This window comes from Cupriavidus basilensis, from assembly GCF_000832305.1.
Classification (GTDB): domain Bacteria; phylum Pseudomonadota; class Gammaproteobacteria; order Burkholderiales; family Burkholderiaceae; genus Cupriavidus; species Cupriavidus basilensis_F.
The window spans coordinates 61,973-79,630 of record NZ_CP010536.1 but is presented as its reverse complement, the minus strand read 5'-3'; the positions used below and the strand labels follow the sequence as shown (position 1 = coordinate 79,630).

Genomic DNA, 17,658 nt, shown 5'->3' with positions numbered 1-17,658 from the left:
AGCGCGAAATCAAAGGCCGTTGCCGACGAACTGCTTGAGCTCCGGCGTCGAAGGCTCATCCAGCAGCTTGCCGCTGCCGCCTTCCCAGACGATGCCCTGGTGCATGAACATGATCTGGTCCGCCACCGAGCGCGCGAACGCCATCTCGTGCGTGACCAGCACCATGGTCATGCCCTTTTCGGCCAGCCGCTCGATCACCTTGAGCACCTCGCCGGTGAGCTCGGGATCCAGCGCCGAGGTGACTTCATCGAACAGCATCAGGCGCGGCCGCATCGCCAGCGAGCGGGCAATGGCCACGCGCTGCTGCTGGCCGCCGGACAGCTGCTCCGGGTAATAGCCGGCGCGCTCTTCCATGCCAACCTGCTTGAGCACATGCATGGCCAGCTCGCGCGCTTCCTTCTTGCCGACGCCCTTGACCTTGCGCGGCGCCAGCATGACGTTTTCTTCCACGGTGAGGTGCGGGAACAGGTTGTAGCTCTGGAACACGATGCCCACTTCCTTGCGCAGCTCTCCCAGCGGCACGTTGTCTTCGTGCATGGCGCGGCCGCATACATGCAGCGCGCCGCCGTTCACGCGTTCCAGGCCGTTGATGCAGCGCAGGGCCGTGCTCTTGCCCGAGCCGCTGCGCCCGATCAGCGCCACCACCTCGCCGGCGCGCACCGAGAAACTCACGCCCTTGAGGATTTCCACCTGCCCGAAGGATTTGCTCACCTTGTCGAAGCGGACGATGTCTTCCATGCTTGTCTCCATGATGTCTTTTGGTTCTCGCTGATTCGGGTCCGCCTTCATGCGCGCTTTCATGCCCGCTTTCAACCCCGCTTGAAGCGGCGCTCCAGCTTGTACGACAGCGTCGACAGCGGATAGCAGATGGCGAAATACAGCACCGCCGCGATGGAAAACACCACGAAGGGCTCAAAGGTGGAGTTGTTCACCACCCGTGCCGAATAGGTCAGGTCGAAGAAGCCGATCACCACCGCGTACGAGGAGTTCTTCACGATCTGCACCAGGAAGCCCACCGTGGGCGCCACCGCGATACGCGCGGCCTGCGGCAGGATCACGTGCACCACACGCTGCAGCGGCGTGAGCGCCAGGCACTCGGCCGCCTCCCACTGTGTGCGCGGCACGGCCTGGATGCAGCCCTTCCAGATCTCGGCTAGGTAGGCGCAGGAATACGCCGTCATGGCAATGCCGGCGGCCACCAGCGCGGGCAGCTCGAAGCCGCCCACGCTGATGCCGAAATACACCACGAACATGATCACCGGCAGCGGCACGCCCTGCACCAGTTGCACGAAGGCGCCGGTGACCGTGCGCAGCACGCGCCCGCCGCGGCTGCGTGCCAGTGCCAGCGGCAGGCCCGCCAGCGCGCCGCCGATAAAGCCCATGGCCGACAGCAACAGGGTCCAGCCGGCGCCGCGCAGGATAAACAAGACTTGATCCAGGGAAAGGCTGGACATGATGCTTGGCTCCGCGTCGAAGTAGAAGGAAGGAGGGAAGGAGGGAGGGAAGGAATCAGAGCGCCGTCTTCAGGCGCCGGCGGCGCGTGAAAGCAATGGCACCCACGCCCGCCATCGATAGCCGCAACAGCCACGACAGCAGCAGGTAGACCACGGCGATGACGATGTAGATCTCAAAACCGCGGAAGGTCTCCGACTGGATGCGATAGCCCACGGCGGTGAGTTCTTCCGCCGAGATCTGCGACATGATCGAGGTGGCCAGCATCATCAGCACGAACTGGCTGATCAGCGCCGGGTACATGCGCTCCACCGCCTGCGGCAGCACCACCAGGCGCAGCACCTGCCCGCGCGACAGACCCAGGCACGACGCCGCCTCCAGCTGGCCGCGCGGCACCGACTCGATGCCCGCGCGCACGATCTCCGTGGTATAGGCCGATACGTTGACCACCAGCGCCAGCACCGCCGCCGCCATCGCCGGCACGCGCACATGCACCGCCGCCAGCCCGAAGAACAGCCAGAACGCCTGGATCACCAGCGGCGTATTGCGAATCACATCCACATATCCCGTGACGCAGCGGCGCGCCCAGGCCGGGCCTTGCGTGCGCACCACCGCCAGCGCCGTGCCCAGCACAAAGCCAAGCACGATGGTCGCAACAGACATGCGCAGGGTCAACCATGCCCCGTCGAGCAGTTCGCGCCAGTTGGCGCCCAGGAAGCTGAAATCGAACTGGTAGTCCATGGGGATGTGCCCTTTTGCGCTTTTGCTCTTTCGCGGGCAGCGCCGGCTTGGCCGCCACCCTGTCTCGGTGTCTTGTTCTCGTCTCGATGCGGCTTTGCACCGGCATGGACCGAAATATATGACGATTGCCGGCAATCGTCAATATGCGGAAATACCCGTGTATCATGTGTTCATGCGCCGCCCGATCCCTGGCACCATGCCGACTCCGCGAGCGACGCGCCTGACGCAGCACCCAACGCCACCCAAACCCGCCAACCGATCCGGAGACAACGTGCCGAGTCCATCGACGGCCGCGCGACAAGACAAGCGCACCGCCCCCTTCGCACTGACGCAAGATGCCGACGAGGCGCAACGGCACGCGCCGATCTACGCCGTCATCGTCGATCTGCTGCGCAAGGCCATCGTGGAAGGCTCGCTTGAGCAGGGCACGGTATTGCTGGAGGGGCATCTGGCCGAGATCCTGCGCTCCACCCGCTCGCCGGTGCGCCAGGCCCTGCGCGAGCTGGAAGCCGATGGCGTGGTCAGCCGCTTCGAAGGGCGCGGCTTCGTCGCAGGGCCCGCGGGCACCGCGCCCCGGCGCATTGCGCTGGACCCAGCCATGCTGGGCGTGGACCGCGAACCGGATGTCGCGCGCAAGACGCTGGGCTGGGAAGTGATCTACGACGAAGTGGAGCGCGACCTGGTGCACCTGTCGGTGTTCGGCCGTTATCGCGTCAACGAGATCGAACTGGCCCGCCACTTCAATGTGGGCCGCACCGTGGTGCGCGACGTATTGTTGCGCCTGGAGAGCTTGGGCATCCTGGAGAAGGACGAGCGCCTGCGCTGGGTCATCACGGCGCTGGACGCCAAGCGCATCCATGATCTTTACGAACTGCGCTCATTGGTCGAACCCGCCGCGCTGCGCGCCGCCATCGGTCATGCAGATCGCGTGGAGATCGAGCGGATGATCGGCGACCTGCACAAGGCACAGCGCGTCTACCCCAAGGTCAGCCGCACTGCCATGGACAACCTGGAGCATGACCTGCACGTGCAGCTGCTCTCGCAGTGCCCCAACAAGGAATTGCTCGGCAGCCTGCAGCGCACACGCTGCATCCTCACGCTGAGCAAGCACGTGCTGGGTGTATCCACGCCGATGCCGGAAGCGGACCCCTTCATGTCCGAGCACATCGCCGTGCTGCAGGCAGCCGCCGATGGCGCGCCGCGCAAGGCCGCCGGCCTGCTGCGCGACCATCTGGAACTATCCTGCGAGAAAGTGACCCGGCGCGCGGAACTGGTGCGCGAGACGTTCGCGCTGCCCGAGGTTTCGTATATCGCGTGAGCAGGTCGGGCGGCCAGCTACGCGCCCAAGGTCACGTCCGCCTCCAGCGGATACACCGGCCGCGTCAGACGCGCAAACGGGAACTGCGCGTAGCGCGAACTCGTCACGCCACCGCCATCGCACTCCACCACCGCCTTTGCGATCGGCACGAACACCGGCCGGCAGTACATGCGCGACTTCAGCAACAGGAAACGCTGCGCCAAGGGATCCACGCCAATATGGGTAAAGATGCCCAGGTCCCAGTGCTCCTGCGGGGTCTCAGTCACCACCACCCGCGCCGCGCCGATATCGAGCAGCACGGTGCGGCCCATGCGAATGCGCGCGCCGGTGTAGGTCGGGCCGCTGATCACGTATTCGCCATTGCTGATGGCGGCCACCCGGCCGGTCAGGGTCAGCGGCGTCGGGAAGATGCCAAGCTGGGTCAGCGGCACCTTGTTGCCCACCGGCAGCGTCACGCTGGCATCCACGCCGGCCTCGATCATCGCGGCTACGGCCTGCGGGTCGCATACCGGCCCCACGGCGATGCCGGACAATCCCTGCCGCAAGGCTTCGCGCAGGACCTGCATATCGTCGCAGGTGCCGCCCGACATGCAGTTGTCGCCATGGTCCAGCAACAGCACCGGCCCGCTGCCGCCCTGCGCGGCCAGCTGCGCGGCGCGCGCAATCGATTCAGCCAGCGGCTCGCTCTCATAGACAAAGCCCGCGCGCTCCGCCCAGATCTGCGCGGCAAGCTTGTCGGCCGCTGCCTGCGCCGCGGCCTGGCCGCCGTCGGCCACCACCAGCACGCTCAGGCAAGGCGCCGCGATATCCGCCAGCCCGAAGCCGGCCAGCACCGACACCGCCAGCATGCCGTCGGCCTCGGCCTGCCTGGCCGCCGCCACCGCGCGCTGCATCGCGCCTTCGCCGGTATTGCTGCGCAGTGTGTGCGTGACCATCGGCAGGCGCCGCCAGGCCAGCGCGGGCCGCGCCTTTTGCTCGAGCATGCGCATCAGCAGGCGGCCGGCGTGCTCGCCGGTCTCGTACATGTCCACGTGCGGATAGGTCTTGAAGCTGACCGCGATATCCGCGTGATCGATCATGGCCTGCGTCACGTTGCCGTGCAGGTCCAGCGCAACGGCAATCGGCGCGTGCGGCAGCACTTCGCGCAGGCGCGCCAGCAGCTCACCCTCGCCGTCGTCGCTGTTCTGCGCGACCATGGCGCCGTGCAGGTCGAGCATCACGGCATCGCACCCGGGCGCTGCCGACACGATGGCATCGCACAAGGCCGCATACGCATCGGCCGCCACGCGCCCGCTCGGGTTGGCGCTGGCCGTGACCGGCACCACCAGCTCCGCGCCGGCCGCCTCGGCCAGGTCGATAAAGGCACCGATGGCCGTGCGCGTGCCCTTGCTCGCCCGATACGCGTCCTCGCCGTATTGCGGCTGAAAGGACGACAGCGGCGTCGCCACCGGCGAGAAGGTATTGGTTTCGTGGTTCAGTCGTGCGATCAGGATCTTCATGGCGGTGCGGGGGCTCCAGCATGGAAGCGGCCGGGAATGTCCGGCCGGAACGGGGGATGGGGACCAGCGATGCGGCATCGGCGGCCAATGACTGGCATGGCCCCGATGCAACGACCAAAGTCTACCGGCATGTGGCCCGGGATGGAACGGTGAGAAAGAGGGGGACCGGAATTGCATCGCGCGGCGCGTGGCGGGCAGAAGGCCTCCCGGGCGGCGCCACGGCCCTGGCGCCGCTGCCCTGGCGCCCCCCACCTCAATCCGTGCCGCCCGTCTTCGCCGGGTACTTCACCGCATTCATCTCCATCTTGGCCTTCACTGCCGCGTTCAGGTCAACATCGAGCGCGGTCAGCAACTGCGCCAGGTAGATCGTGATGTCCGCCAGCTCCTGCTCCACGTGCGCGCGCTCGTCCGTGGACATGATGCCGCGCGCCTCCTCCTCCGTCTTCCACTGGAAGATCTCGACCAGTTCGGCCACTTCCACGCTCAGCGCCATGGCCAGGTTCTTGGGGCTGTGATACTTGCCCCAGCCACGGGCCTCGCCAAATGCGGCGGCCGCTTGCTGGAGCGTCTTGATGTCGATCAGGGTCATGATGGTTCACTGCAAAAAAATAAGTACCGGGCCTATTGAACCACGATTGCAAGCGGCCCTGACAGGTTCTGGCTGGCAAGGCAAAACTAAGGCCTAGCGGGCGAGCCACGCCGGCAGCTGCGCGATCAGGTACAGCGCCGCGCCGATCAGCCCGCCGACCACCGTGCCGTTCATGCGGATGTACTGCAGGTCCTTGCCCACGTTCAGCTCGATCTGCCTGGACATGTCGCGCGCATCCCAGCTGCGGATGGTGCTGCTGATATGCCGCGTGATGAACTCCGCAAAGTCCGGCGCCATGTTGCGCGCCGCATCGCGCAGGTGATCGTTGAGCGATGCGCGCAGGGACGCGTTGCGCGCCAGCTCCGCGCCGATCCACTGGCCCGCCGCCGCCACCTTGCGGTGCGTGGCGGAATCCTCGCGCGCCAGGTCGCGCTTGAACCCATCGCGCCACTCGGCCCAAAGCCCGCCGACATAGGCGTTCAGCGTCCCATCCTGCTTCAGGTGCGCCTTCAGCGCCTCGGCCTTGGCGTGGAATGTGGCATCGTCCTTCAGCCGTTGAATCAAACGCCGCACGGCCGCATCGAAGCGCTTGCGCAGCGCGTGATCGGCATCGCCCTCGATCTGGGTCAGCACACGGCTCAGCGCCGCGGAAATCATGTCAGCGCCATTGCTCCCGATCCACTCGGTGGGAAGCAGCCGCTCCTTCCTGGGGTGATCGCTCTTCAGCCACGCCACGATCCGCTCCGAGATAAAAGCACGGGCCGGGGGCTCGTTGAGCAGGGCGATCAACTGCGCGATGGTCTCATCGAGCAGCGCCTGGTGCCGATCGTTCGCGGTCAGGCTGTCGAGGATGGCCGCCGCGGACTCCGACAGATCGACCTTGTCGATCATCGTATCCACCGCCCGCTTCAGCAGCGACTGGATATTGCGCTCATCCATCACATCCAGCATGCCGCTCGCGAGCTTCACCACCACATCACCGATCTGCCGCGCGTTGGCGGGCGACTCCAGCCAGCGGGTGACCACCAGCGCCGGATTGTGCCGCTCGATCAGCGCAACCACGGACTGCACGTCCAGGAACTTCTCCTTCACGAACACCGCAAGGCCATCCGCGATATCGTCGCGCTTGCGGATGATGATGTTGGTGTGGCGCGCAAAGCCCGGCAACGGAATCCGCCGGAACAGCGCCGCCACGGCAAACCAGTCCGCCAGCCCGCCAACCAGCGCCGCCTCCGCCGCCGCCCGCACGCCATCCGTCAAAGGCGCGCGCGGCAGCAGGACCGTGGTGACGAAAACGGCAAACGCGAACAGCAGCAAGGCCAATGCCTTGCGCTTTGCGACCCTGAGTTCTTCTTCCTGATGCATGGGATACCGGGCCCCGTTGCCGGGCTTGGAGATGGGAGCGCCATCATGGATTGCATTCCGGACAAGGCAATGTCCGGTCCCGCTATCGGCTGTAGGCTCTCTGCTATCAAACAGCGCCGCCGTAGCGCCCAACATTCAAAGCCCAGGATACTTCGTCCAGATGCGCTGAACCAGCGCCTCGTCTGCCGGGTCGATGCCCAAGTTCCACTCCGGGAACACGCTCAGGTCGTCAGCCAGCTCGGTGATCACTTCACGCAGCTCCAGAGGCGCCAGCCACTCGGGCGGAATCGCCTCCACGCCAAGCAACGTGCCCAGCAGGTTTCCCGTGATGGCGCCCGTTGAATCCGAGTCGCCATCGTGATTCACCGCCAGCACAACCCCGTGGCGAAAATCACGCGCGACCAGCGCGCAGTAAATGGAGATGGCCAACGCCTCTTCCGCCACCCAGCCCTCGCCCAGGCGCGCGATGGCGTCATCTGCGGCCACGCCGGAGTCGGCCAGCGCCTGCGCATGCAGGATCGCCAGCAGCGTCTGCTCGTGACCCGGCCGCGCGGACAAGCACGCCTTGGCGCTCGCCAAGGCATCAGGCAGCGCAGCGCCGTCGGCCAGCTCGCGGATCAACACCGCCAGCACGCCGCCCGTCAGCGATCCGCTTGGATGTCCATGGGTAAGCGCAGCCAGCTCCGCTCCCAGGGCAAAGGCATCCTGAGACGATCGCTGCCCGGCGCGCCGCCAAACAAACAGGCCAGCCGGCGCCACACGCATCACGCCGCCGCAGCCCTTGCTGTCGTTGCGCGCGGGCTCGCCCAGCTTGAGCATCGCCTCCAGCGCCGACAAACAAGTGTTTCCCGGCGCGCGCCGGCTATGCAGTGCCGCCTGCTGGTAAAGCCATCCCGGCTGGTCCGACAGCACATCGCGATGAAACGCCGGCTGGATCCCCTGCGTCAGCAACCAGCGCAGATAAGCGCGCGAGGCCACGCCAGGCACACTGCCCATGCCCCCGCTCGCCTCGCCCACCCACGCCCGCAGCAAGCCCTCCGCCGTGAACAGCGTCATCTGCGTGTCATCGGTGATGGTGCCGACGCCCCCGTAGGCCGGGGCGTAGCTGGTGATGCCATCCTTGCCGAAGCGCTCGCGGATCTGCGCGAGCGACAGGAACTCCACCGGAGCGCCCAGTGCGTCGCCAACAGCGCCGCCCAGCAGGCAGCCCTGGAAGCGGCTGCGTGTGATCTCGTGATCAATGACCGAAGCAGAAAACAAAAAACCCTCCGTGCTAGGAGGGTCGACGCATGGCCCGTTTGGTTGCTCCTCAAGGAGCCACATCCGCTTTCGCGATCCACCTTGCCCGGGAAGGCAGGTTGGCTTGGGCGTCGACCCAAATCAGAATGTGGGCGGATTGGAACATGGGGGGTTGGGGGGTGTCAAGATCAGAAGGTCGCCGGTGAATTGACCCACAACACCCGCGCCACGCCGGTGCCGGCGTTACGGTAACCGTGCGGCACGCTGCTCGGGAACGTGAACGCATCGCCCACGCCAACGGTGTAGCTCATGTCGCCCAGCGTCAGCTCAAGCGAGCCTTCAAGCACATAGCCCACTTCCTCGCCGACGTGCTCGATCTGCCCATCGCTGGCTTCGCCCGGTGACACGATGTGGATATTGGCCTGCAGCAAACCGCCACGCTTGGCCAGCACAATGCGCTCCAGCGCGATGCCGCCCGCCTTGATGACCGGACGCTCGCCCTGGCGCTTGATAGGACTTTCGCTGGGGTTCTCTTCGCTCGTCAGCGCGGCGATATTGGTGTCGAGCGCAACCGCGAGCCGGTGCAACATGGCGAACGATGGGGAAGCCAGGCCGCGCTCCAGCTTGGAGATCAGGCTTTCCGAGCAGCCAGCCTTCTGCGCCAGCTGCAGCAGCGTGTAGCCCGACACCAGGCGCGCATGGCGCAACCGCACGCCCAGGCTGGAGGCAGGCGTTTTCTTGTCGTTCGGGTCGCTTTGATCTTTTGCGTCGATCGGGTCGACCGCCAGGGCGCTTTTGGCTTTCAATTCACGTTCCGTGCAAGACAAGCTGAAGATGAAGAACCCAGGCTGAACCCGGGCTATTGGTTTGCCAGCGCGGCCACCGTATAGGCCAGCGCCTGCGCCCCAAGAAATAGTTCGTGCGGCGCTGTTTCCTCTGCTGCGTTATGGCTGATCCCACCTTTGCTGGGCACAAAAATCATGGCCGTGGGGCAATGCTCCGCCAGGTACATGGCATCGTGGAACGCGCCGGATGTGAGGTGCAGCGGCTTGCCCTGCGATGCCTGCTCGCTGGCCCGCGCACAGGCCCGCTCGATCAGGCTCAGCATGGCAGCGGGAAAGTGCGTTGGCGGGCGCCGGAAAAAACATTGGTACGTGACGCCGCCCTGGCGCGGCCGAGCCTGCGCCATCATGGCATCCAGCGTTGCCTCGAAACGCGCCAGCACTGCCTCGTCCACGCAGCGCACATCTATCGTGAATTCTACCTTGCCCGGAATCGTGTTGACGGAGTTGGGGCCGACCTGCCAGCGGCCCAGCGTCAGCCGCAACTGGCTGGCGGCCTCGGCAGCGGCGTAGGCGTACAACTGGTGGGCAATGCCAACGGCGGTAGCCATGGCATCGCTGCGCTCGTCCATGGGCGTGGTGCCCGCATGCGCCATCACGCCAGTGCATTCCACGCGGTACCACCGCACGCTCTGGATGCCGGTGACCACCCCCAGCGGCACGGCCGCGCGCTCCAGCACCGGGCCCTGCTCGATGTGCAACTCCACGCAGGCCGACATCGGCCGCTGCATCGGGCGGCGCGGCACGTCGTCCGTGGCGGCAAGCGCGGCGTCCAGCGCATCGCCGAAGCGGATGTTGGCGCCGTCCACCGACGCACGGTACGCCGGCAGGCAAGCCGGATCCACAAACGCGCTCGACCCCATGGCCCCAGGCCCGAAGCGGCTGCCTTCCTCGTTGGTCCAGGCCACCACCTCGATCGGGCGCAGCGTCTCGATGCCGGCTTCATTGAGGGCCGCGATGACTTCGAGCCCCGCCAGCACGCCGTAGGCGCCGTCCAGCTTGCCCCCGACCGGCTGCGTGTCGGCATGGCTGCCGGTCAGCACGGGCGGAAGGTCCGCCTTGCCAGCGCGGCGGAAAAACAGGTTGGCGCAATCGTCCGTGCTCACCTCGCAACCCAGCGCGCGCGCCTGCTCGATCAGGTAGCGCCGCGCGGCAAGGTCGATATCGGTCAGCGTCTCGCGGGAGACGCCGCCATCGTCCCGACCGCCAAACGCCGCCAGCGCGGCAATGGCCGCCTGCAAGCGGCCGCTATTGACATGGTCCTGCGCCAGTTCTGCCGCGTGCCGCGCCAGTGAATCTTGCTGAGTCAATGGATTCCCCTCGTATTCGGATCGGTCATATCACCGCACGTCAAGCCACGCAGCGCTCAAGCGCCTGCGCAGCCGCAAGCACGCGCGCATCGCCCCGGCACGGGCCAATCAGCGTCACGCCCACCGGCATGCCGTGCGCACCCGTGCTGGTAGGCACATGGACGCAGGGATTGCCAAGCAGCGTCCACATGCGGTTGAACATGGGATCGCCCGTCGCGCCCAGGCCGGCCGGCGCCTCCCCCGGCGCGCTCGGCGCGAGGACGATGTCGACGGAATCGAACATCTGCCCGAAGGCCCTGCGTGCGGAACCGGCAAGCGCCTGCGCGGCAAAGAAGCGGCTGCCGTCGATGCCGCGGCCGGCCGCCAGCAACGCGGCAAAGCCACTGCTGAAACCATCGGGCCGCGCGCGCATTTCCGGCGCGAAGGCGGCTGCGGCTTCATACGCCATGATGTCGATCTGGGCCTGCGTCAGTTCGTCGAATTGCGCGGGCAGGATCAGGTCGCTCAACACGGCGCCACGGCCCTCGAGCCAGCGCGCGGCCGTGTCCAGCGCACGCCGGCTGTCATCCCCCGCGCGCTCCCAATGCGGGGTGCGGCAAATGCCAACGCGCAGCCGCGTCGCCTGCCCGGCCTGCGGCGGCGTGAGCGGCAGGCGCGCCATCGCGCCGATGAAGAAGGCCGCATCGTCGACGCAGCGCGCCAGCACGCCCACGGTATCCAGGCTGGGCGAGAGTGACTTGATGCCGGCCGACGGCAGCGTGCCAAAGGTCGGCTTGTAGCCGACCACGCCGCAATAGGCGGCAGGACGGATGATGGAGCCGGCAGTCTGCGTGCCGAAGGCGATCGGCACCATGCCGGCAGCCACCGCCGCCGCCGATCCGCTGGACGAGCCGCCCGGCGTGCGCGGGGCATCGGCGGGAGCGCGCGGGTTGCGCGTGGGACCCGGCTGGAACGTAGCGAACTCCGTGGTCACGGTCTTGCCCATGACCACCGCACCCGCGGCGCGCGCCATTGCCACGCAGGCGGCGTCCATGACGGGCCGATGGCCGGCGTAGATCGGCGAGCCATAGGTGGTAGGCATGTCGGCGGTGTCCATCAGGTCCTTCACGCCGATTGGCAAGCCGTGCAACGCGCCCAAGGCAGGCCCCGCATCCAGCTGCCGTGCCTGCTGCAATGCCTGCGCCCCATCGAAATGCTGCCAGGCCAGAATGCCGGCCTCGGCGGCGTCGATGCGCGCGATGTACGCGCGTACCAATGCCTGCACGCTGAGTTCGCGCCGCGCCATGCGTGCCGCCAGCTCACGCGCCGGCAGTGCCAGGAAATCGTTCATGCCTATTCTCCGTCAGCCGAAATACGCCGAGCGCACTTCGTCGTTGCTGGCCAGCGCTTCGGCCGTGCCCTGGGCCACCACGCGCCCTTGCGACAGCACGTAGCCGTAATGCGAAATGGCCAGCGTCTGCCGCGCATTTTGCTCGACCAGCAGCACGGTGATGCCCAGTGCGTTGATCTGCTTGATGACCTTGAAGTTCTCTTTCACATACAGCGGCGATAGCCCGAGCGACGGCTCATCGATCACCAGCAGCTTAGGTTCCGCCATCAAGCCCCGGCCGATCGACACCATCGCCTGCTCACCGCCCGACATCGTCCCCGCCAGCTGCGTCGCCCGCTCCTTCAGGCGCGGAAAGATATCGTAGACCTTGGCCAGGCGATCGCGCACGCGCGCCGCATCGGTCTCCAGGTACGCACCCAGCGCCAGGTTCTCCGCCACCGTCATGCGCGGAAAGATCTTGCGCCCCTCCGGGATGCAAGCGATGCCGGTAGCGATGATGTTGTGCGTCTTCTCGCCAGCCAGGTCCTTGCCATCCCACAAGACCTGGCCCTGGCGCGGCGGCGTGAGGCCGAGGATGGCGCGAATCAGCGTGCTCTTGCCCGCGCCATTGGCGCCGAGGATGCAGGTGATCTTGCCAGGGGCCACGTCGATGGAAACGTCATGCAGCACGTTGACCTTGTCATACCCGGTGGTGAGCCCTTTCACGCTGAGCGTGCCGGGGGAATCGAGCGTGCTCATGCGGCTTCCTCTCCAAGGTAGGCGGTCTGCACATTGGCGTCGGCGGTGATTTCCGTGTAGGTGCCCTCGGCGATCTTCTTGCCATAGTTCAGCACCACGCAGCGGTCGGTAATGCGCTCGATCACGTTCATCTCGTGCTCGATCAGCACCACCGACAGGTTGGGCAGCTTGCCGCGCACATCCAGGATGTCGCTCATCAGGGCATGCGTTTCGTCATGCGTCATGCCGGCCGAAGGCTCATCGAGCAACAGCAGGCGCGGCTGGCTCATCAGCGCACGGCACACCTCGATGCGGCGGCGGTCGATCATGGTGAAGGTCTCCACGGGCTCGAACAACCGCGCCACCAACGGCGGGCTGAAGATATTCAGCAGCCCCTTTACCTTCTCCACATAGGCGTCGTACTCCGCGCGAAACGCCTTGCGCCGGAACAGGTTGAACACCAGCCCGTGCTGCATGTGCTGGTAGTCGCCGATGACGATGTTGTCGAATACCGTGAGCGGCAACGACAAGCGCGAGCGCTGGAAGGTCCGCGCCACACCGCTGCGGTAGATGTCCTGTGGCGTCTTGCCGATGACGTTCTCGCCGTTGTAGCTGATGGTGCCGCTGCTCGCCTTGTACAGGCCGGTCAGCACATTGAAGAAGGTCGTCTTGCCGGATCCGTTGGGGCCCAGCAGCCCGAGGATCTCGCCCTCGCGGATGGTCATGTCCAGGCTGTCCAGCGCGGTCAGGCCGCCGAAGCGCATGGTCAGGCCCTTGACTTCAATCATGGCCTTGTCACTCATCGCGAAGTCTCCCGGCCAAAGAACAAGCGCGTCTTGCGCGGCAGCAGCCCGTCGGGGCGGAACAGCAGGATGGCGATCACCAGCGCCGCGTAGAAGAGAAAGCGGTATTCCTGGATGAACTGCAGCTTCTCCGGCAACACCAGCACGATGATGGCCGCCGGAATCAGGCCGACCGCATTGCCCAGCCCGCCCAGGATCACGATCGATAGCATCAGCAGCGAATCCGAGAACGTGAAGTTGTTCGGCGCCACGAAGCCGGTGATCATCCCGTACATGCTGCCCGCGATGCCCGCGAAGAAATTGCCCAGCATGAAGGCCACAACCTTCCAGCGCGCGATATGCAAGCCGAAGGTGGCGGCGGCCGTCTCGTCCGTGCGCACCACGTCCATGCTCAATCCCACCCACGAGCGCTCCAGCGCCTTTACCGTCGCAAAGACGCCGGCACAGATGCCCAAGCTGATCAAGGCATAGCTCACGTAGAACGACACGTCGACACCCGCCACCGTAAAGCCATCGTTAAGCGCGTAACCAAAGATGGTCATGCCCGGCACCTGCAGGCCTTGCGGCCCACCCAGCACGTCGTTGACCTCGATGAAGGTCTTGAACAGGATGCCGAAGGCGATGGTCACCAAGGCCGCATAGTGCCCGCGCGTGCGCAACACCGGCGTGATCAGCATCGAGCCGACCAGCGCCGCGATCACGCCCGAGATGACGATGATCAGCAAGTGCGGAATACCGGTGTGCATGGCCATCACGGCGGTGGCATAACTACCAATGCCAAAGAACGCCGCGCCCGCGAAGTTGGCCACGCCGGAGAAGCCAAACTGCAGCGTCAGGCCGAGGCAGGCCGTGGTGTACAGCAGCACGGAGCAGATCATCAACAGCGCGAAGTGCGCATCGTAGAACGCGGCGATCAGCGCCAGCGTGCCGCCCACCGCCCACAAGCGGGCCAGGCCAGGGCGGCTGGCGCCGGCCTGCTCGAGCGCGCGGTTGGCGCCCAGCTTCCGTCCGGCAATGACCGCCACGATGGCAACGGCCAGCAGGATGGCCACGCTGAGCTGCGACTCCGCATGCAGGAACAACCACATGTAGACGGTCAGCGCGATGCCGGCCAGCGCCAGCACCACGGCGGGATTACGCCTGCTGGAGATGTGATTCTTCGGGGTGTTCAAGGTGTTCATGGTGTCAGACCCGCTCACTGGATTTTTCTGCGATCAGGCCGGTCGGCTTCCAGGCCATCAGCACGATGACGACGGCGAAAGCGAAGACGTCCTTGTACGCGCTCGGGATATCCGGAATCAGCGCAGGCAATGTGGCGCTGCCAAGCACCTGCAGCGCGGCAAACAGGAAGCCGCCGAGGATGGCGCCGTAGATGTTCCCCAGCCCGCCGAGAATGGCCGCGGCAAAGCCGATCACGCCAAGCAACAGCCCCACATTGAAATTGATCTCGTTGTAGTACAGCCCGTTCATCACGCCCGCCAGCGCGGCCATGCCCGAGCCCAGCGCGAACGTCAGCAGCACCACCGCCTCGAAGTTGATGCCCATCAGCCGTGCCGTTTCGCCGTCCTGCGCCACCGCGCGGATCGCCATGCCGAAACGGGTACGCGTAATCAGCAGATGCACGCCGACGATGATGGCGATGCCGGTAGCCAGCAGGATCAGGTTATCGGCACGCAGCGACAAGCTGCCCAGCTCGATGGAAGCCGTCGGCAGCAGCGCCGGAAACGGCTTGGGGTTGGAGCCATCGGGATAGAACAGCCGCACGGATTCGCGCATCACCGTGCCCAGCATCAGCGTGGCCAGCAATGTATTGAGCGGTGCCGCCTTGCGCAGCGGCAGGATCAGGAATTTGGCAATCGCCGCGCCCAGCAGGCCCGTCACGCAGATCGCGCACAGCACCACCGCCAGCAATCGGATCCAGGGCGACTGGATGTCGAGCATCAGCACACCGGTAGACGCCGCCAGGCCAGCAAACGCGCCGACCATCAGCGTATCGCCGTGCGAGAACTTGATCACATCCAGCACGCCAAAAAACAGCGTAAATCCCACGGCGACCATGGCATAGATCATGCCGAGCATCAAACCGTTGAAGACGTATTGGCCAATCACACTCATCGAGTTCCCCTTTCCCCCATCCAGACAAGAAGCCAGACGCCACGCGCACTCGGCCACGGGCCGCCGCGCCTTGCGGTCGCGGGCCCGTGGGACCGTGGAATCGTGCCTTCCTGGTTTAACGCTTCGGTGATTTACAAGCCGGCGAGCTTCTTCTTGCCCTTGCCGTAGGTGCTGTCCTCCCAGATCACCCACTTGCCATCCTCGACCACATACTTGGTCACCAGCGGCACGATGTTCTGGCGATGGTCGTCGAACGTCACCTTGCCGATGATGGTGTCGGCATCCTTGGTCGCATTGAGCGTGTCGCGCACCTTCTTGCGATCCGGCCCCACCTTCTCCACCGCATCCATGATCAGCTTGGCCGCGGCAAACGCAAACGGGCCATACGCCTCAGGCGGATCGCTGTACTTCTGCTGCGAGTACTTGCCCGCGAAGAACAAGCCGCCGGGCAGCTTCTCCCACGGCGCGCCCTCGATAAAGGCCAGCGAGCCCTCGGCCTGCTCCTTGCCCGTACCCTGGATATACGCATCGGACTTGATGCCCGAGGTCCCCTCGAACTGCGCCTTGATGCCCAGCTTCTCCATCTGCGTGCGGATACGCACGCCCAGCGGCGTGAGGCCGCCAAAGTAGACAACGTCAGGCTTCAGCTCGCGGATCTTGGTCAGCTCCGTCGTGAAATCCTGCTGGTCGGCCGTCACGCCGAACGTACCCAGCACCGTGCCGCCATCCTTTTTCAGGAACTCGCTGAAGTACTTGTTATGGCCTTTGCCGTAATCGGTGGTGTCATGGATGATCGCCCACTTCTTGTAGCCCAGGCCCGTCATGAACTTCGCCGCAACCTCGCTCTGGTTGATCATCGTGCCGTTGACGCGATGGATCTCCTTGAAGTTATTGCCGTAAGTGACATCCGGCAACACGGCGCCCCACACCACGGCCGGCATGCCAAAGCGGTTGTACACGCCAACCGTACCCATTGCCACGGCCGAACAGAAATGCGTCACCCCCGCCACGATGCTCTTGTCGGCAGCGATCTTGGTCGCCACCTGCACGCCCACGTTAGGGCGGCACTCATCATCTTGCGTGACCAGCTCATAGGTGTACTTCGACTTCGGGTCAGCATTGCGCAAGCGAACCGCCAGGTCGGCGGAGTTGCGCCCGCCCAGGCCGATGGACGACACGCCGCCAGTCAGCGGGCCCACGAAGGCAATCTTGACGACATCCTTGGCGGCAGCCGGCGCGGACATCCCGGCCAACCCGGCCGAGGCCAGCAACAAGGCAGCGGCAACTACGGTGTTCTTCTTGCGCACTCTCATCCCCTTCGACACGTGGACAAACGGTTGGTATTCAAGTAACTCGAGCAAAACTACATGCGACTTTCTCTAAATTCAAGTTACTTGAATTTTGCGTCGCAACAACCGTGCCAGTGACTTTGGGGGTACCCAGGGATGGAAAGCGCCGCGATGGCGGCCGAAAACGCCCATGGCAGGCCGCAGTTACGTGCGCCCGGCACGGTTCTGGTGCGCTGCCGCACCAGAAGCATGGAAAGTTGGGGAATACAGGGATGTCGGTGTTGCGCGAAGGGGAACCTCACTATCACGGTCCACATTGGTCGTGGCGCCCAGCGCCCTGCCAACTAGCGGAGCGACGACCGCGCTTGTGGCCCCGCCAATGGCACCATATCCAGCACCCGACGTACCCGCCGTTGGCGACACCCCGCAACCCTAAACGCAGCATGGCCTAGCGGGCAGTCACCGCCCCGACGCGGGGGCGGCCGGTGGTTTTTTGCCCCAGACGCGGTTTTTGGCCCGCGCAAGTGCGGGTACGCTCGCCCGCCACGTTCCAACCTAGTCTTCGACTATATTTCCCACATCGTCTTGAAACGCGTAAAAGCCTTCGAACAAATCCTCCGGCCATTGATCGTCCGTCAACGGACACGCTTCCAGTTGTCGAATCCTGCCATCAGGCCCCAGCCACACAATGAAGCTAACGAGACCTTCTGTTGGGGTACGACGTCGAGCATTGACCGCCGGCGGATATTCCCTTACAGGTAGGCCGTCTGCCGCACGCGGGACGACAACCGTCACAGCTGCACGGGCACAGCAGAAATCGGTTGTGAAGCCACTACCAGTCGACTTGCGCTCAGCAATTGTCAGGTACGGCAGCTGATCTCGCATTCCCATAATCCAAGCCACATCTCCTCGCAGAGCAAGCTTCATCACTTTCAGCTCGAACGGTTCTGGCAAAAGTCCCATATCTTCCTCATGGCAGTGGGTATTTAGGGTTCGCTGTGTTCCCCGAGAATGCACCAATTCTGAATGATCCATTGACAGTCACCCCG

17 protein-coding genes and 1 riboswitch are annotated in these 17,658 nt (G+C 65.2%); of the genes, 1 reads left to right on the top strand and 16 read right to left on the bottom strand.

Features of this window, described 5'->3' with window-relative positions; genetic code table 11:
- Window positions 1–9 precede the first annotated feature (9 nt).
- The 3 genes from RR42_RS00265 to RR42_RS00255 form a co-directional block, all read right to left on the bottom strand.
- On the bottom strand, window positions 10–738 hold the full coding sequence (locus RR42_RS00265; RefSeq protein WP_043351097.1) for an amino acid ABC transporter ATP-binding protein: 729 nt from the start codon (window positions 736–738) through the stop codon (window positions 10–12).
- Window positions 739–809: 71 nt separating this feature from the next.
- Window positions 810–1,454 (bottom strand): amino acid ABC transporter permease, encoded by a 645-nt coding sequence (locus RR42_RS00260; RefSeq protein WP_043342683.1) that lies wholly within the window; start codon window positions 1,452–1,454, stop codon window positions 810–812.
- 55 nt (window positions 1,455–1,509) lie between these two features.
- Window positions 1,510–2,193 carry an amino acid ABC transporter permease gene (locus tag RR42_RS00255; protein WP_043342681.1) on the bottom strand — a complete coding sequence of 228 codons (684 nt, stop codon included), beginning with the start codon at window positions 2,191–2,193 and terminating at the stop codon, window positions 1,510–1,512.
- Between the two features lie 271 nt (window positions 2,194–2,464).
- Between RR42_RS00255 and RR42_RS00250 the strand changes: the two genes are divergently transcribed.
- Window positions 2,465–3,511, top strand: a complete 1,047-nt coding sequence (locus RR42_RS00250; RefSeq protein WP_043342678.1) for a GntR family transcriptional regulator — start codon at window positions 2,465–2,467, stop codon at window positions 3,509–3,511.
- 17 nt (window positions 3,512–3,528) lie between these two features.
- Here RR42_RS00250 and RR42_RS00245 read toward each other — a convergent pair whose 3' ends face one another.
- The 13 genes from RR42_RS00245 to RR42_RS39415 form a co-directional block, all read right to left on the bottom strand.
- Complete coding sequence (locus RR42_RS00245; protein WP_043342676.1) at window positions 3,529–5,010, bottom strand: M81 family metallopeptidase; 1,482 nt, start codon at window positions 5,008–5,010, stop codon at window positions 3,529–3,531.
- Between the two features lie 253 nt (window positions 5,011–5,263).
- The gene (locus RR42_RS00240) at window positions 5,264–5,599 is read right to left on the bottom strand and encodes a nucleotide pyrophosphohydrolase (protein WP_043342674.1); all 336 of its coding nucleotides are present in this window, start codon (window positions 5,597–5,599) and stop codon (window positions 5,264–5,266) included.
- A gap of 93 nt (window positions 5,600–5,692) precedes the next feature.
- Entirely contained in the window at window positions 5,693–6,964 is a 1,272-nt protein-coding gene (locus tag RR42_RS00235; RefSeq protein ID WP_043342672.1) for a DUF445 domain-containing protein, read from the bottom strand.
- A gap of 135 nt (window positions 6,965–7,099) precedes the next feature.
- Window positions 7,100–8,224, bottom strand: coding sequence for an ADP-ribosylglycohydrolase family protein (locus RR42_RS00230; RefSeq protein WP_063778391.1), 1,125 nt, complete (start codon window positions 8,222–8,224; stop codon window positions 7,100–7,102).
- Between the two features lie 28 nt (window positions 8,225–8,252).
- A riboswitch (SAM-I-IV-variant riboswitch) is annotated at window positions 8,253–8,358 on the bottom strand.
- Between the two features lie 33 nt (window positions 8,359–8,391).
- Window positions 8,392–8,976 carry a helix-turn-helix domain-containing protein gene (locus RR42_RS00225; protein ID WP_043351091.1) on the bottom strand — a complete coding sequence of 195 codons (585 nt, stop codon included), beginning with the start codon at window positions 8,974–8,976 and terminating at the stop codon, window positions 8,392–8,394.
- A gap of 86 nt (window positions 8,977–9,062) precedes the next feature.
- A complete protein-coding gene (locus RR42_RS00220; RefSeq protein WP_043342669.1) occupies window positions 9,063–10,355 on the bottom strand; it encodes a M20 family metallo-hydrolase in 1,293 nt (430 codons plus the stop codon).
- 40 nt (window positions 10,356–10,395) lie between these two features.
- Window positions 10,396–11,685: an amidase gene (locus RR42_RS00215; protein ID WP_043342667.1), complete on the bottom strand. Its 1,290-nt coding sequence runs from the start codon at window positions 11,683–11,685 to the stop codon at window positions 10,396–10,398.
- Window positions 11,686–11,697: 12 nt separating this feature from the next.
- Entirely contained in the window at window positions 11,698–12,423 is a 726-nt protein-coding gene (locus RR42_RS00210; RefSeq protein ID WP_043342665.1) for an ABC transporter ATP-binding protein, read from the bottom strand.
- The gene (locus RR42_RS00205) at window positions 12,420–13,205 is read right to left on the bottom strand and encodes an ABC transporter ATP-binding protein (RefSeq protein ID WP_043342663.1); all 786 of its coding nucleotides are present in this window, start codon (window positions 13,203–13,205) and stop codon (window positions 12,420–12,422) included. Before RR42_RS00205 ends, RR42_RS00210 begins: the two co-directional genes overlap by 4 nt.
- Window positions 13,202–14,386: a branched-chain amino acid ABC transporter permease gene (locus RR42_RS00200; RefSeq protein WP_173430663.1), complete on the bottom strand. Its 1,185-nt coding sequence runs from the start codon at window positions 14,384–14,386 to the stop codon at window positions 13,202–13,204. The genes RR42_RS00205 and RR42_RS00200 overlap by 4 nt, the downstream gene beginning before the upstream one ends.
- 4 nt (window positions 14,387–14,390) lie before the next feature.
- Window positions 14,391–15,320 carry a branched-chain amino acid ABC transporter permease gene (locus RR42_RS00195; RefSeq protein ID WP_043342660.1) on the bottom strand — a complete coding sequence of 310 codons (930 nt, stop codon included), beginning with the start codon at window positions 15,318–15,320 and terminating at the stop codon, window positions 14,391–14,393.
- 131 nt (window positions 15,321–15,451) lie between these two features.
- Complete coding sequence (locus RR42_RS00190) at window positions 15,452–16,627, bottom strand: branched-chain amino acid ABC transporter substrate-binding protein (RefSeq protein WP_082054959.1); 1,176 nt, start codon at window positions 16,625–16,627, stop codon at window positions 15,452–15,454.
- 537 nt (window positions 16,628–17,164) lie between these two features.
- Window positions 17,165–17,644, bottom strand: coding sequence for a hypothetical protein (locus RR42_RS39415; RefSeq protein ID WP_144409716.1), 480 nt, complete (start codon window positions 17,642–17,644; stop codon window positions 17,165–17,167).
- Between the last annotated feature and the right edge of the window lie 14 nt (window positions 17,645–17,658).